We start from the raw sequence: 14,318 nt of genomic DNA on the forward strand, positions 1-14,318 counted from the left end.
TAGTTATGCCAGTTCTGCAGCAGAACGGCATGCACTAAGATAGAGCAACGGCCGCAGCTTAAAATTTTCAGCCACGGATTAATGATCAATGGAGTGATTTTAATGACGACGAATTATATAAAAAATGGCGACTTCAGCGATGGCCTTGCGAACTGGGATGTACCCACTGACTTCGCTCCTGACTTTCAAATTCATGGAGGCGCGGATAGCGCAACAGGTTATCAAGCGTTTATCACTAATCTGCAAGAGCCCTTTACACACCGACACCTGGAAAAACCTCAAACCTATTCAACAACGGAATATTATCCGAATACAATAATAAAAGAAGAAAAAATAGTGGAACAAAAAACATCATTCACAAGAGAGTTTATCGATACCGAGAACGAACTGATAGTGAATGACTCAATATTGACTGTCTCCCCAAAAAAATCTCGAAGCATAAAGCTGGGAGCCGCCAGCCAAATCAGTCAGAAAATTAACCCACCTACTGGCAAGATGCTTCAGTTGCAATTTGACGCCTCAAGTACAGATAGCGAATTAGGCGATGTATTCTTTGTCTTGCTTTTCAAGCACAGATCACCCAGTGAGCCAGCAGCTATAGACCAAGCCTGGAGTGTTGCAGCGCCTCATTGGGCACACTATACATTTAGCATTGTACTGCCTGACGGCATTAAGGACTGCACGTTTGACCTAATAGTACCTGACGCCAACAGCCAAGAATATCCCGAACTTATCTACGACATGGGCGACCAGAAAGCAGAAATAAGATTCAGCAATTTTGAACTGACCGAGAGTTAACGCAAAGCAAGCTGCCCCTCGCCGTTATATCTTACGGCGAGGGACTTCACAGCCTCACTGCGCGGGCTGCGGCTGCTCACCCTTGTCCTGGTCGGCCCGCTCATTCTTTTTCGATGCGTCACGGCGCTGCTCGTCGCTGGGCTCCTTGATTCTGTACCAGGCCACATAGAGCGCAGGCAGGAACAACAAGGTGAGCAAGGTCGCGATAATGATGCCGCCGATCATGGCGTAGGCCATGGGGCCCCAGAACACCTCGCGGGCGATCGGGATCATGCCCAGGCTCGCCGCCGCTGCGGTGAGCAGGATCGGTCGACGACGATGCTCGGTGGCTTCTACCACGGCGTCCCACGGCAGGTAGCCGCTGCGCTCGTACGCATCGATCTGGGTGACCAGAATCACCGAGTTACGGATGATGATCCCGATCAGCGCCAATACCCCGAGAATCGCCACGAAGCCCAGCGGTGTGCCGGTCGGAATGAGCGCCAGCACTACGCCGATCAGGCCCAGCGGCGCAACGCTGGCCACCAGAAACATCTTCTGCACGCTGTGCAACTGGATCATCAGGAACGTCGCCATCAAAAACAGCATCAACGGCACGACACTGGCGATAGGCCCTTGGGCCTTGCTGCTTTCTTCGACGGTACCGCCCGTAGCGACCTTGTAACCCACGGGCAGGCCTGAAGAGAATTTGTCGATTTCCGGCTGCAACTGTTTCACCAGATCTGTCGGCTGAATCTCGTCACGCACGGCACCTTTCACGGTGATGGTCGGCTTGCGATCACGGCGCCAGACCAGCGGCTGCTCAAGCTCGTAGCCCACCGTAGCGAAGGCCAACAGCGGAATGGACGCGCCGGACGGCGTGACGATCTGCAGGTTCTGCAAGGTTTCAGGCGTGCCGCGCTCAGCGTCTTCAGCGCGCCCCACCACGTTGATCAGGTAGATGTCGTCGCGTACCTGCGTTACCGCCGAGCCGCTGACCACGCTGTTCATGAGCTTGGCCACGTCCTCGGAAGACAGACCCAACTGACGCGCCTTGTCCTGATTGATGTCGATGCGCAGGACCTTGCCCGGCTCGTTCCAGTCGTAGATCACTTCGCCTACATGCGGGTTGTTGTCGAGCAGCGTGGCCAGTTCGATGGCGTGCTGGCGGACCTTGTCGATGTTTTCGCCACTGACGCGATACTGCAGTGGGCGGCCCACCGGCGGCCCCATTTCCAGCGGTTGTACGTACGAACCAATGCCGACGTAGTCATCACGCAGACGCTTTTGCAGCCGCGCGGTCAAAGCGCCCCGCTCCTCAAGACCTTTACTGACAATGACCAGTTGGGCGTAAAACGGGTTTTCCAGTTGCTGGTCGAGCGGCAGGTAGAAGCGCACGGCGCCTTGCCCGATATAAGTGCTCCAGCGCTCGATGTCCGGGTCATCCTTGAGGCTCGCTTCGAAGCGATCCACGACCTTGCGCGTCTCGTTGATCGAGGCGTTCTGCGGCAGGTTGAGGTCGACGAGAATTTCCGGCCGGTCCGACGACGGAAAGAATTGGCTCTGCACGAACTGCATTGAAAACAGCGACGCTGCGAACAGCGCCAGGGTGATACCAATCGCCATCCAGCGGTGGCGCATGGCCCACAGCATGCTGGCGTTGAACGCTCGGCCGATGCGCCCCGGTTCCTCGGACTTGGGTTTGATGTTACTGCTCAGAATATGCACGCCGATCACCGGCGCGAAGAGCACAGCGACCACCCAGGACACGAGCATCGCCACCGCGATCACGGCAAACAGCGTGAAGGTGTACTCCCCCGCCGAACTGGCGTTCAAGCCGATCGGCACAAATCCTGCCACGGTCACCAGCGTACCGGTAAGCATCGGGAATGCGGTCGAGGTGTAAGCATAGGTCGCGGCCTGTTCTTTGGTCTCGCCCATTTCCAGACGCGTCACCATCATTTCGACGGTAATCATGGCGTCATCCACCAGCAACCCCAGGGCAATGATCAACGCCCCGAGCGAAATCCGTTGCATGGTGATGCCGCTGTATTCCATGAACACGAACACCATGGCCAGCACCAGCGGGATCGAACAGGCCACTACCAGCCCGGCGCGCACGCCAAGGCTGACAAAGCTGACCAGCAAGACGATGATCACCGCCTCGAACAATGCGCTGGTAAAACCGCCCACAGCCTTGTCTACCACCTCGGCCTGATCTGAAACCTTGTGCACGCCAACACCGACCGGCAAATCGGCGGTCGAGGCGTCCATGCGCGCATGCAGCGCCTTGCCAAACTCCTGGATGTTGCCGCCTTTCTTCATGGCAATCGACAGGCCAATGGCGGGCTTGCCGTTATAGCGAAACAGCGGCTTGGGCGGGTCTGTGTAGCCTCGTGAAATATCCGCGATATCGCTCAAGCGATAGAAGCGGTCGTTGAGCCGCAGGTTGACCGCCGCCAGGTCCTTTTCGGAATCAAACTGCCCGGACGTGCGCACAGAAATCCGCTCTGGCCCGGCCTCGATCACCCCCGCTGGCGTCACTGCGTTTTGCGATTGCAGGCTTTGCACCACCTGATTCTGGTCCAGCCCCAGCGCTGCCAGCTTGCGGGTGGAGAAGTTCAGGTAGATCACTTCGTCCTGCTGACCGACCATTTCGACCTTGCCCAGGCCGGGCACTTCGCGAATATCGGCGCGGACTTTTTCGACGTAATCGCGCAGCTGGCGCATCGAGAATCCGTCGGCGGTGAACGCATAGATCGATCCGAACACATCGCCGAACTCGTCGTTGAAAGACGGGCCCTGCAAACCTTGGGGGAACTGCCCGCGAATGTCGTCGACCTTCTTGCGCACCTGATACCAGATTTCAGGTATAGCGCTGGCGCTGGTGGTGTCACGCAGGTAGACAAACACCGTGGACTCGCCCGGCCGGGTGTAGCTCTTCACGTAATCCAGCGAATCCAGTTCTTCGAGCTTTTTCTCGATACGGTCGGTTACCTGCGACAGCGTTTCGTCAACCGTCGCACCAGGCCAACGGGTCTGGATCACCATGGTCTTGATGGTGAACGACGGATCTTCTTCGCGGCCCAGCTTCATGTAGGAGAACACGCCCATCAGCAGTGCGACGAACATCAGGTACCAGACAAACGACTGGTGCTTGATCGCCCACTCGGACAGATTGAAATTCCCTTTCATCGTGGGCTTTCCTCATCGACTTTGACTTTCTGGCCCGGTTTCAGGCTGTTGACGCCTGCGGTTACCACTTTCTCTCCAGCGTTGACACCGCCTGCCAGCAGAAAGCTGTCGTTCTCCAGGCTGACCACACTGACCACTCGCGGGCTGACAGTCTGGCTCTGTGAATCAATGACCCAGACCTGCTGCTTGCCGTCGACGTCCTGCAACGCGTTGATCGGCAGACGCATGCGCGGAGTAATGGTCGAGCTCAGTGTCACGCTGATCGCAGTGCCGAGTCGCAGTGCAGCAGGCGTATCGGTCAATGACAGGCGCGCGCGGCGGGTGCGGGTCGAGCGGTCGGCCTGAGGTTCGATTTCGCGTACTTTCGCCGCGGTGTTGACCTGCGGATCAAGCTGGCTGGCGACGGTGAATACCACATCATCGGGCAACTGATCGGCCAGTGATGCGGGCAAATCAATGACCGCTTCCTTGATGTCGGGCCGCGCCAACGTCACCACTTCCTGTCCGGCGGTGACCACTTGTCCAGCCTCTACTTTCCACTCGGTCACCACGGCATCATGGTCACTGCGCAATTCGCTGTAGCTCAGTTGGTCCTTCGCCTGTTGGGCGGCGGCCCTGGCCTGCTCCAACGACGAACGAGTGGTTTGCAGATCAGTCAGCGCGATATCGAGTTGCGCCTGCGCGCCTACGCCACGGTCAAACAACTCTTGCTGGCGACGAGCATTGGCCTGGGCATTGATCCACTGGGCCTGCACGCGAGCAAGATCGCCTTGCCGGCCCCGGACATTGTTCTGTTGATCAGTCGGGTCGAGCGTAGCGAGCAAGTCGCCCTGCTTCACCTCGCTGCCCACGTCCACGTCACGACGGGCGATCCGTCCGGCCACACGAAAACCCAGCACACTCTGATAACGCGCTTCGATATTGCCCGCGAAACGTCCGAAGTCGGCGGTGGATTCCGGCTTGGCCTCAATGAACACCACGGGGCGTACCGGTTCCGGAGCAGCCTCTTCCTTGCTGCATCCAACCAGCAGCAAGCCGCTCATCAACAGGCCTGACAGACGCTTCATGGTTGCACCTGGGTATTCTGTGGCGTGGGCTGATCGGCAATTTCAACCTGCATGTCCGGATGCAACAATTGTCCGCCCGCGATCACTACCTTCTCTCCACTTTTCAGACCGTCGCCAATGATGACGTTTGAAGTCAGGTAACGCATGACCGTGACCTTGCGCAGGTTGACCTTGCCCTGATCATCCACTACCCACACCGCTGGCTTGCCCAGTTGCTCACCGAGATCTTTGGTGAGCGCCGACCAAGGCAACTCGACACTGGCATTGGCCGGTACGCTCAAGGCGACACTGACTACCGAGCCCAGGTCCATGCCTTCAGGCAGCGCATCCAGCGCAACCTTGACCTGCAGCGTCCCGGTTTGTGCAGAGACCGCGGGGGTCACTTCGCGTACTTTGCCGTTGACCTTGATCGACGGATTTTCAAGCAACGTCACTGTCACCGACTGGTCCGCCGATGGCTGAACAAAGAGTGATTCGTAGACGTTGAACACGGCGTCACGCTCGCCGTCACGGGCCAGGTCAAAAATCGGCACCGTGGCCTGTACCACCTGGCCAACTTCAGCCTGGCGCGCGGTGATCACGCCAGGCGCATCGGCGATCAGGGCGGTGTAACTCAACTGTTCTCGAGCGTTCGCCAACTGCGCCTGCGCCGCCTTCAGCGAGCTTTCGCTGCCACGCAGAGCAGCCTGCGCAGAGTCGTATTCGCTCTGGCTGGTGTATCCCTTGGGCAGCAGCTTCTGCTGACGCACGAACGCCGCACGGGTCTGAGAAACACGAGCCTGCTCGGCCGCGACGGACGCCTGCGCAGAGTCGACATTGATCTGCAGATCCTTGGGATCGAGCCGTGCCAGTACCTGGTTCGCCTTGACCCGGTCGCCCACATCCACGTTGCGCTGAATGATCTTGCCGTTCACTCGGAAGGAAAGACGCGTCTGCACCCGAGCCTGGATATCGCCCGTCAATGCGACACTGGCAGCGTATTCAGCTGTTTTTACTGGCTGCACGTAAACCCGTGGCAAGTCCGGCGCCGCCGGTTTTTCTTCGCCACAGCCAGCCAGAACCGTCAGGGTGACAGCAAGGCCAAGCGCAAACAGACTTGGAGGACGAGCAGGCATGCAGACTCCTTTTGCGGATGCCGGGTGCAAGCGTGAGATATCACGAGACGACAGCGTGAACATGCGACTGTGCGCGAGCGGGAGGGTTCCTTGTTCAAGTCACTGCCAGGCTGAGTCTGCGCTCAACAAAAAGACGTCATGACCACGTACAAAGCGGCCGCGAACAGGAATTGAAGCGGGGCTTCAAAGACGAGTGGTTTCGTATTCGCTCTGGCTTTAGAGGCTATTAGCTCTTCGCACAGGCACCTCGCCGGTTCTGATCTCGACTTGAGCCGAGCGCAGATTGCTTACCAGCGGTGTAATGAATTCCAAGGCATTCGGCAAAGCCTTTTCCACGTAACCCCGGAACGCTCTTTTTGCAGCGACGTTGGCCGCTGCATTGGCTGTGTGACGAGCGAGCGCCACGCCCCCAAACCGCGTGACCAACGTGAAAAGGCTGGTCACCAGCGCCGCCGTACGCAGCCCTTTGGCAAGGTCGGAGTCCGGATAAATGCTGTTGGCGACAAAGGCAGAGCCCCACAGCGTACCTGCTGTCACGGCACCCACCGCAGTGAAAGCCGTCAGTCTTTCGGAGAGATTCGCAGGCCTGTGGGACGGGCCGGTTCGGGCTGGCAAGCCCGTTGCGGGAACGATGGGGCGCTTGAGGTTGACACCTCTGGTAACGGCTCGCAACGCTGGACGAGCGCTGAACAAGCCAAGCCCCGCTGTGACCAAGCCTGCTGCGATATACAAGGCAGACTTCCATTCTTCAGACAAATGCCCACTCGGATCACTGCGATTCACCGGATCCCCGACGCAATACGCACACGCATTCAGCCCGCCCTTGCCGAACGGACTCAGGCTGTCCGGGCTGTTGAAACGCATCAGTACAGGGTTATAGGCGCGGTACCCATTGCCCAGCAAATAATGGCCTGTGACTGGGTCTATCTGTTCGCCATTGAAGCCAGGCCGACGATCAGCCGAAGGGCTGTGCCCATGAGAAGTGTAAGCAAAGACCGAATGCTGATCCGGCGTTACTGAATGCAGCACGCTGTGCTGGCGGTCCGTAGCGGCCAGTACCACCACAGGCAACTGACTGCCTACTGTCTGCCGCGCAATAATTTGGCGTTGGTTTCGAAAAATGCGGAGGCTTTCAGCACCTTGAATCTCGCTGACCAGCCTCTCGTTCTGATAATACAGTCGGGCCTTTGCACCTTTGAGCGGTGAACGGCTCGCAAGGCGGTCGAGGGGATCGTAGCCATAGCGGCAGATTACTGTTTTCAGAAGCATGAAGCGTCACCCGTGCATGTGTCGAGCAATGGTGCTGTGCAGGCGAGATACAACTCGCCTGCACATTCCTCCCTTCACAGTGAACCCTTGGACAGGTGTCGACTACTCATAAAACTGTCAGGTTATTCACACGCAGTGCAATCAGGTGCGGGCGTTTTTGGCAGGAACCCGCCGCTCCAGTTCGTCAGGCTTAACTGCCCGCCCCACCGTGTGCTTCTTCGAAGAAGTAGTCCTTCCAGCTCGCCGCCTTGTTCTTCAACACACCCAGTTCATGCAGCTTTTCGGCGTAGATATACGTACGCTGTGGGGTGATGGTGAAGTCGATTTCCGGGTCTGAAACGATCTTCTCTACCAGCGGCAACGGCAGTTTGGATTGCTCGACACGAATGTAAGTCTGGGCGGCGGCAGGCTTGTCCGCCTTGATGATCTTCTCGGCCTCGGCCAATGCGTCGTAGAACGCTTTGTAGGTCTTGGGGTTTTCGTCGTGGAATTTCTCGGTCGTGTAGAGCACGTTGAACGTCGCCTGACCGCCCAGCACATCGTACGAACTGAGCACTTTGTGCACATTAGGATTTTCCAGCGCCTGGTACTGGAACGGCGGGCTGGAGAAATGCGAGTTGATCTCCGAGCCGCCCGCCAGCAGCGCTGCGGTCGCATCCGGGTGGGCGAGGCTGACCGAAATATTGTCGAATTTCTTGTAATTGTCGTTACCGAACTCTTTGGCAGTCTCGATCTGCAAGGTGCGCGACTGGAAACCCACCCCAGCGGCAGGCACGGCAATGCGGTCCTTGTCAGTGAAGTCCTTGAGGGTTTTCACGTTGGGGTTATTGGTCAGCAGGTAGTTGGGCATCGAGCCCAGCGAGGCGATGGCCTTGACGTTCTGCTTGCCCTTGGTCCGGTCCCAGACCGTCAGCATCGGCGGAACGCCTGCCGATACCACATCCAGAGCACCGGCCAGCAGCGCTTCGTTCATTGCCGTCGCGCCGGAGATACTGTTCCAGTCGACCTTGATGTCCAGCCCCTGCTCCTTGCCGTGTTTCTCGATCAGTTTCTGATCACGCACCACGTCGAGAATCAGGTAACCGATGCCGAATTGCTGGGCGATGCTGATTTTGCCTTCGGCCTGTGCGCCGCTGCTGAGCAGTGCGCCAAACAAACCGAATGTGGCGGCCAGGGCAGTCAGCACCGGACGCTGAAAAGAAATCGTCATGAAAGCTCTCATCCTGAACAGGTGAAAAAATGATGTGAAGAACGTCGGTTGATGGTGCTTCAGCGCTGCATGCCCCAGCGCTTGACGGTCAGGCGCTCAATGTTGGCGAACAGCAGGTTTTCCACCAGCAGGCCGATGAGAATCACCGCCGCCAGCCCTGCGAAGACCTTGTCGGTGTACAGCTCGTTGCGGTTCTGGAAGATGTACCAACCCAGGCCGCCCTTGCCCGACGACGCGCCAAACACCAGCTCGGCGGCGATCAGCGTGCGCCAGGCAAAGGCCCAGCCGATTTTCAGGCCCGCAAGAATCGATGGCAGCGCAGCCGGAATGAGGATGTGCCAGACGAAGCGCAAACCTTTGAGGCCATAGTTACGGCCCGCCATGCGCTGGGTCTCCGAAACTCCCAGAAAACCTGCGTAGGTGTTGAGCGCCAGCGCCCATAACACCGAATGCACCAGCACAAAGATCAGGCTGTTCTGCCCCAGCCCGAACCACAGCAGGGCCAACGGCAACAGCGCAATGGCAGGTAACGGGTTGAACATCGCCGTCAGCGTACTGAGCAGGTCGCGACCCAGTTGGGTGGACACTGCGAGGGTGGTCAGGCCGAACGCCAGAACGATGCCGATCAGGTAACCCTGAATCAGCACGGTCAGGGAAATCCAGACCTTGCTCAACAGCTCGCCGGAAAGCAGTCCGTCATAGAAGGCCGCAGCGGTCTGCAGAAAGCTTGGCAGCAGCAGGTCGTTGTTCTGGATACGTGCGGCAACCTCCCAGAGCACGGCCAGCGCGATCATGATTACAGTCTTGCGCACCCAGCTCAGTTGCCAGATGCGTTGCGCCAACGGGAGGTCGCGTGCCAGATCTTCCTGCGTGAAAGGCTCCAGCGTGATTTCGTACTCTTCGCGAATCGGGGGCGAAAGGCTCATGGTTGATTCTCTTTGTCAGCAACTTACCCAGTGGGAGCGCGGTGTTAATAAGCGATGCGGATATCCTGGAAGCTCAGCTCTTGCTCAGCCTGCCCGGCCTCGCCTTCATCGAACAACAATCGATGAATACGCTGGGCGGTTTGCTGAAAGCCCACGCCACCGAGGCTTTTCAGGTCGTACTGGTGGCTGTTGATTTCCGCACGCACGCGCCCCGGATGAGGTGACAACAGCAGAATACGATTGCCCACCACCAGCGCCTCTTCAATGGAGTGCGTGACGAACAGCAGGGTAAAACGCACCTCGTCCCACAGTTCCAGCAGCTCTTCCTGCATCTTGCGTCGGGTAAGTGCATCGAGTGCGGCGAAAGGCTCGTCCATCAACAGGATTTTCGGCTGCATGGCCAAGGCCCTGGCGATCGCGACACGCGCCTTCATGCCGCCCGACAGCGTATGCGGATAGGCATCGGCAAACGCGCTGAGCCCGACCTTTTCAAGGTAATAACGGGCGCGCTCCAGGGCCTCAGGACGTTTGAGGGTGCGCGATGCCAGCAGCGGAAACATGACGTTTTCGATCACGGTTTTCCACGGCGGCAATTGGTCGAACTCCTGAAACACCACAATGCGGTCCGGACCGGGCTCTTTGACCTGCTTGCCTGCCAGACGAATTTCGCCTTCGCTGGGCTGAATGAAACCGGCCACAGCCTTGAGCAGTGTCGACTTGCCGCAACCGGAGGGGCCGAGCAAGACGAAGCGATCGGCCGGGTCAACCTCGAAACTGACTTGATGAGTCGCCCTCACCACGCGCTCGGGCGTACGGTATTCAAGGCTGACGCCCTGAACCTGCAACAAGGCTTCAGTGGCGTGCTGAACAGCCGGTTGCGGATGGCTACTGGGGCTGGCCGTGTGGCTTTGCACAACAGCATTCATGAACGGTTCTCCTGAATCAAAACGGCGCAGTGCCCTGGATGGTCGTGCGATGCAACTTGCGTCGCAGATGGGCCGGGCAGCCAGCCGCCAGGTGGATCAAGGAACGGTTGTCCCAGAACACCATGTCGTTGGATTGCCACTGGTGCCGATAGATGTGCTCAGGGCGCACGCTGTGGGCGTAGAGCTCGCCGAGGATCTGACGGCTTTCGTCTTCCGGCAGGCCGAGAATGCGCGTCGTGAACCCCTCGCTGACAAACAGTGCCTTGCGACCGTTCTCAGGATGCGTGCGCACAATGGGATGGCTGACTTCAACTACCTGGGCCAGTTGCTCTGGCGTAAGGGTCGGGCGCCAGTTGACGGCGTTATGGCCTTCGGAATAACGGGCGGTATAGCTATGAACGGCCGAGCGTCCTTCGACTGCATCGCGCAGGTGTTGGGGCAGCGTGTCCCAGGCCTGGTGCATGTTGGCGAACAACGTGTCGCCGCCTTCGCTTGGCAATTCCTGAGCATAGAGCATCGACCCCAGGCTAGGCAGCTCCTTATAGGACAGATCCGAATGCCAATACTTGCCCGCATCACCCAGGCCGACCGGTTGCCCGTTTTCGACGATGTTGGAGACGATCAGAATTTCTGGATGGTTGGCCAACAAAAACTGCTTGAGCACGTGAATTTGCAGCGCGCCAAAACGTCGGCTGAAATCGATCTGTTGCTGCGGTGTGATCTGTTGATCGCGAAAGACAATCACGTGGTAATCAAGATGCGCCTTGTGCACGCGTGCGAAGTCGACGTCGTTCAGCGGCCTGGACAAATCCAGCCCAACGATCTCCGCGCCCACGTTTTCGGGGAATGGACGTACGTCGAAGGATTGCGAAACAAGTGGGGCAGATGACGCGAGGGAGGCTGCTGGCATGAGAGCTCCGACTCCAGAACATTGATGTGGCTGAAAGACGGAACTGTATAGGTATAAGAAACGGAATTTAAATACCGTTGGGGAATATGGATATTTCTGAATGCGTTAGCGAAGAGGGGATCAGATGATGATCATACGTGGAGTACAGGGTTAACACGGGGCAAGACCTTCACCAGCCAGCGGGCAGGCTCGCTGGCGAAGGTTTCGATCACAGAAGGCAGTTGGTGGCGTTCTGATGAATGGCATCACCCGTCCACCCGACAGCATGCAACTGCCTCAGCTCAGGCATCAGAACGCTGGCAGTACCGCGCCGTCGTACTTCTTGATGATGAAGTCTTTGACTTCCTGGCTGGTCAACGCCTTCGACAGCTTTTCAATCGCGTCGGTATGAGCATTGTCTTCGCGGGTCACGAGGAAGTTCACGTAAGGCGAATCCGCGCCCTCGATGATCAGCGCATCCTTTTTAGGATTGAGCTTGGCTTCCAGCGCGTAGTTGGTATTGATCAGCGCCAGATCGACCTGGCTCAGCGCGCGCGGCAGCACAGCCGATTCCAGTTCGCGGAATTTCAACTTTTTCGGGTTGGTGGCGATGTCTTTCGGCGTAGCCAGGGCATTGGTCGGATCTTTCAGAGTGATCAGGCCACCCTTCTGCAGCAGAAGCAGTGCACGGCCAGCGTTGCTGCCTTCGTTTGGAATGGCAACGGTTGCGCCTTCAGGCAGTTCGGCCAGGGTCTTGTACTTGCTCGAGTAGCCACCAAACGGCTCAACATGGACGCCCACGCCGGTCACCAGCTTGGCACCTTTGCCTTTGTTGAAGCCGTCCAGGTAAGGCTTGGTCTGGAAATAGTTGGCGTCCAGGCGTTTCTCGTTCAGTTGGACGTTTGGCTGTACGTAGTCAGTGAAGACCTTGATTTCCAGGTCCACGCCTTCTTTGGCCAGAGTCGGCTTGATCAGCTCAAGGATTTCCGCATGCGGTACAGGCGTCGCACCGACCACCAGTTTTTCGCCGGCGTGAGCCAGGCCAATCGAGAGCGCAGCCGCCAGAGCGGTCATCAACAACGTCTTTTTCATGCAATGTCCTTAGCGAAGTCCAAGAGCGTCAAAAAGTGACGCCTTATCAGTGGTTTGCCGCAACGTTATCCTTTGCTGCGGCATGGTGCGGACATTACCGGGGTTTTATATTCCGAGAAAATACTTTTTAAGCAAATGCTTATGCTTTTTTGCGCGCGAAGGCGATTTGCCACACCCGCACCGCTCTGGGACGGGCTCAAGCGTGCGTTTGCTCCAGTTGAGCAGTCACATTTTCCAACAGACGCTTGACCACCTTGAGTTGATCTTCAGACCCGTCAGCCAGCAAGCGTTGAGTCTGACGCTCGATCAGCGTCAATGGACTGGTGATTTCAGGCAGGTTTATGTCTTGCGCCTGAATCTCGTCGCCGCTGCTGACCAGCAACGCAAAATGGATGACGTTCTCCAGTTCACGGGTATTGCCCGGCCATATGTGGGCCTCAAGCGTTCGCTGCGCGGACTCGCTGATCAACTGGACGGGCAGATTCAGACGCTGACTGTAAATACCGACGAAATATTCGGCGAGCGGCAGGATATTGCCCGGCTGCTCACGCAAGGCGGGCAAATCCAGGCGACCTTCACTCAGATAATGGTAAAGCCGCTCATGAAATTTACCGGCCGCCACCGCCTGCGCCAGATCGATACTGGTAGCGGCCACGAGACGCACATCGACCGGGCTCGGCTGATGCGCGCCGACCCGCGTCACTTCGTGATTCTCCAGCGCTGCCAGCAGCTTGACCTGGATCGGCAATGGCAAATCGCCGATCTCGTCAAGGTACAACGTGCCGCCATTGGCAGAGCCGAACCAGCCTGCACGGCTGCTGACCGTGCCAGTGTGTGCGCCCGCCGCATAGCCGAACAGTTCGGCATCCGCGTATGTCGGGCTGATCGCACCGCAGTTCACCGAAACGAACAGGCCTGACCGGTCACTGCCACGATGGATATGACGGGCCAGCAATTCCTTGCCGGTTCCTGACTCGCCGCGAATCAGCACTGGCAGCGAACGCGGCGCCAGCTGTTCCATCTCCTCGCGTAACTGACGCGAACGCGGATCGATGAACACCAGCGCCTTGGCGCGAATACTCAGCGGGCTTTTTTCGGCATCGGGAAATGTCAGCAATGGCTGACCATAGGTTTCGTGACGGCTCATGACACACTCCCGCCTGAGCCCTACGTGAACTCAAGCGTTAAATAAAGACAGGGCCACACGGCCCCTCAAACAGGATGATCCAGTCAGGCGCGACGACGCGCGTGCTGTTCAAGACGGTTTTGCAAACGGTAAAGATAGGCGAAACCCTGCTCCCAGCGTTGATGACCGGACTTCACATTGATATGCCCGGCCTGGCTCAGGAAGCCCAGCTCGGCCCCCCAGTGACGCGCCATTTCCAGGGCTCGCTGAGAACTGACGGCCGGGTCGTTATCGGAACTGACAATCTGTGTCGGAAACGGCAGCAGGTCGCAAGGCACCGGCGCAAAGTTACGCAAGGCTGGCGGGCAGTTCGGACGATCCACATCAGCAGGCGCCACCAAAAGAGCACCTTGCACCTGACGCAGGGTTTCCAGCGGCGCCAATTGCGCCCAATGCGCGACGGTGACGCAGCCCAGGCTATGAGCGATCAGGATCACCGGCGTGCTCTGCGAAGCAATGGTGCGCTGCAGCTCGCTCACCCAGTCTTCACGACGGGGCTTGTCCCAGTCAGCTTGTTCAACCCGCACGCTGTTGGGCAGGCTGTTCTGCCAGTGGGTTTGCCAATGATCATCAGGAGACCCCTGCCAGCCTGGCACGATCAGATACCGGATCGACTCGTTATGCATGGATTCGCCTCCTGCATGTATGCGTTCATGTGGCGAGTAT

The 14,318-nt window shown here is 58.0% G+C and carries 12 protein-coding genes; 1 reads left to right on the forward strand and 11 read right to left on the reverse strand.

What is annotated here, in order from left to right; translation table 11 throughout:
• Positions 1 to 102: 102 nt before the first annotated feature.
• Positions 103 to 798, forward strand: coding sequence for a hypothetical protein (locus tag KDX37_RS20275; RefSeq protein ID WP_231654488.1), 696 nt, complete (start codon positions 103 to 105; stop codon positions 796 to 798).
• Between the two features lie 54 nt (positions 799 to 852).
• Here the strand turns inward: KDX37_RS20275 and KDX37_RS20280 are convergent, their stop codons facing one another.
• From KDX37_RS20280 to KDX37_RS20330, 11 genes are all read right to left on the reverse strand, one after another.
• Positions 853 to 3,972 carry an efflux RND transporter permease subunit gene (locus tag KDX37_RS20280; protein ID WP_231654489.1) on the reverse strand — a complete coding sequence of 1,040 codons (3,120 nt, stop codon included), beginning with the start codon at positions 3,970 to 3,972 and terminating at the stop codon, positions 853 to 855.
• Positions 3,969 to 5,039 (reverse strand): efflux RND transporter periplasmic adaptor subunit, encoded by a 1,071-nt coding sequence (locus KDX37_RS20285; RefSeq protein ID WP_231654490.1) that lies wholly within the window; start codon positions 5,037 to 5,039, stop codon positions 3,969 to 3,971. Before KDX37_RS20285 ends, KDX37_RS20280 begins: the two co-directional genes overlap by 4 nt.
• Complete coding sequence (locus KDX37_RS20290) at positions 5,036 to 6,154, reverse strand: efflux RND transporter periplasmic adaptor subunit (RefSeq protein ID WP_231654491.1); 1,119 nt, start codon at positions 6,152 to 6,154, stop codon at positions 5,036 to 5,038. The genes KDX37_RS20285 and KDX37_RS20290 overlap by 4 nt, the downstream gene beginning before the upstream one ends.
• A 216-nt stretch (positions 6,155 to 6,370) precedes the next feature.
• Positions 6,371 to 7,423: an RHS repeat-associated core domain-containing protein gene (locus tag KDX37_RS20295; RefSeq protein WP_231654492.1), complete on the reverse strand. Its 1,053-nt coding sequence runs from the start codon at positions 7,421 to 7,423 to the stop codon at positions 6,371 to 6,373.
• Between the two features lie 190 nt (positions 7,424 to 7,613).
• Positions 7,614 to 8,633: an ABC transporter substrate-binding protein gene (locus KDX37_RS20300; protein ID WP_231654493.1), complete on the reverse strand. Its 1,020-nt coding sequence runs from the start codon at positions 8,631 to 8,633 to the stop codon at positions 7,614 to 7,616.
• A 59-nt stretch (positions 8,634 to 8,692) separates the two neighbouring features.
• The gene (locus tag KDX37_RS20305) at positions 8,693 to 9,559 is read right to left on the reverse strand and encodes an ABC transporter permease (RefSeq protein ID WP_231654494.1); all 867 of its coding nucleotides are present in this window, start codon (positions 9,557 to 9,559) and stop codon (positions 8,693 to 8,695) included.
• Between the two features lie 44 nt (positions 9,560 to 9,603).
• Positions 9,604 to 10,485, reverse strand: coding sequence for an ABC transporter ATP-binding protein (locus tag KDX37_RS20310; protein WP_231654495.1), 882 nt, complete (start codon positions 10,483 to 10,485; stop codon positions 9,604 to 9,606).
• 16 nt (positions 10,486 to 10,501) lie between these two features.
• Positions 10,502 to 11,395 carry a TauD/TfdA dioxygenase family protein gene (locus KDX37_RS20315; protein WP_231654496.1) on the reverse strand — a complete coding sequence of 298 codons (894 nt, stop codon included), beginning with the start codon at positions 11,393 to 11,395 and terminating at the stop codon, positions 10,502 to 10,504.
• A gap of 288 nt (positions 11,396 to 11,683) precedes the next feature.
• Positions 11,684 to 12,466, reverse strand: coding sequence for a MetQ/NlpA family ABC transporter substrate-binding protein (locus tag KDX37_RS20320; RefSeq protein WP_231654497.1), 783 nt, complete (start codon positions 12,464 to 12,466; stop codon positions 11,684 to 11,686).
• Positions 12,467 to 12,662: 196 nt separating this feature from the next.
• Positions 12,663 to 13,613, reverse strand: coding sequence for a sigma 54-interacting transcriptional regulator (locus tag KDX37_RS20325; RefSeq protein ID WP_231654498.1), 951 nt, complete (start codon positions 13,611 to 13,613; stop codon positions 12,663 to 12,665).
• Positions 13,614 to 13,696: 83 nt separating this feature from the next.
• Entirely contained in the window at positions 13,697 to 14,278 is a 582-nt protein-coding gene (locus KDX37_RS20330) for an alpha/beta hydrolase (protein ID WP_231654499.1), read from the reverse strand.
• Positions 14,279 to 14,318 lie beyond the last annotated feature (40 nt).

It is taken from the genome of Pseudomonas californiensis, assembly GCF_021147775.1.
GTDB lineage: Bacteria > Pseudomonadota > Gammaproteobacteria > Pseudomonadales > Pseudomonadaceae > Aquipseudomonas > Aquipseudomonas californiensis.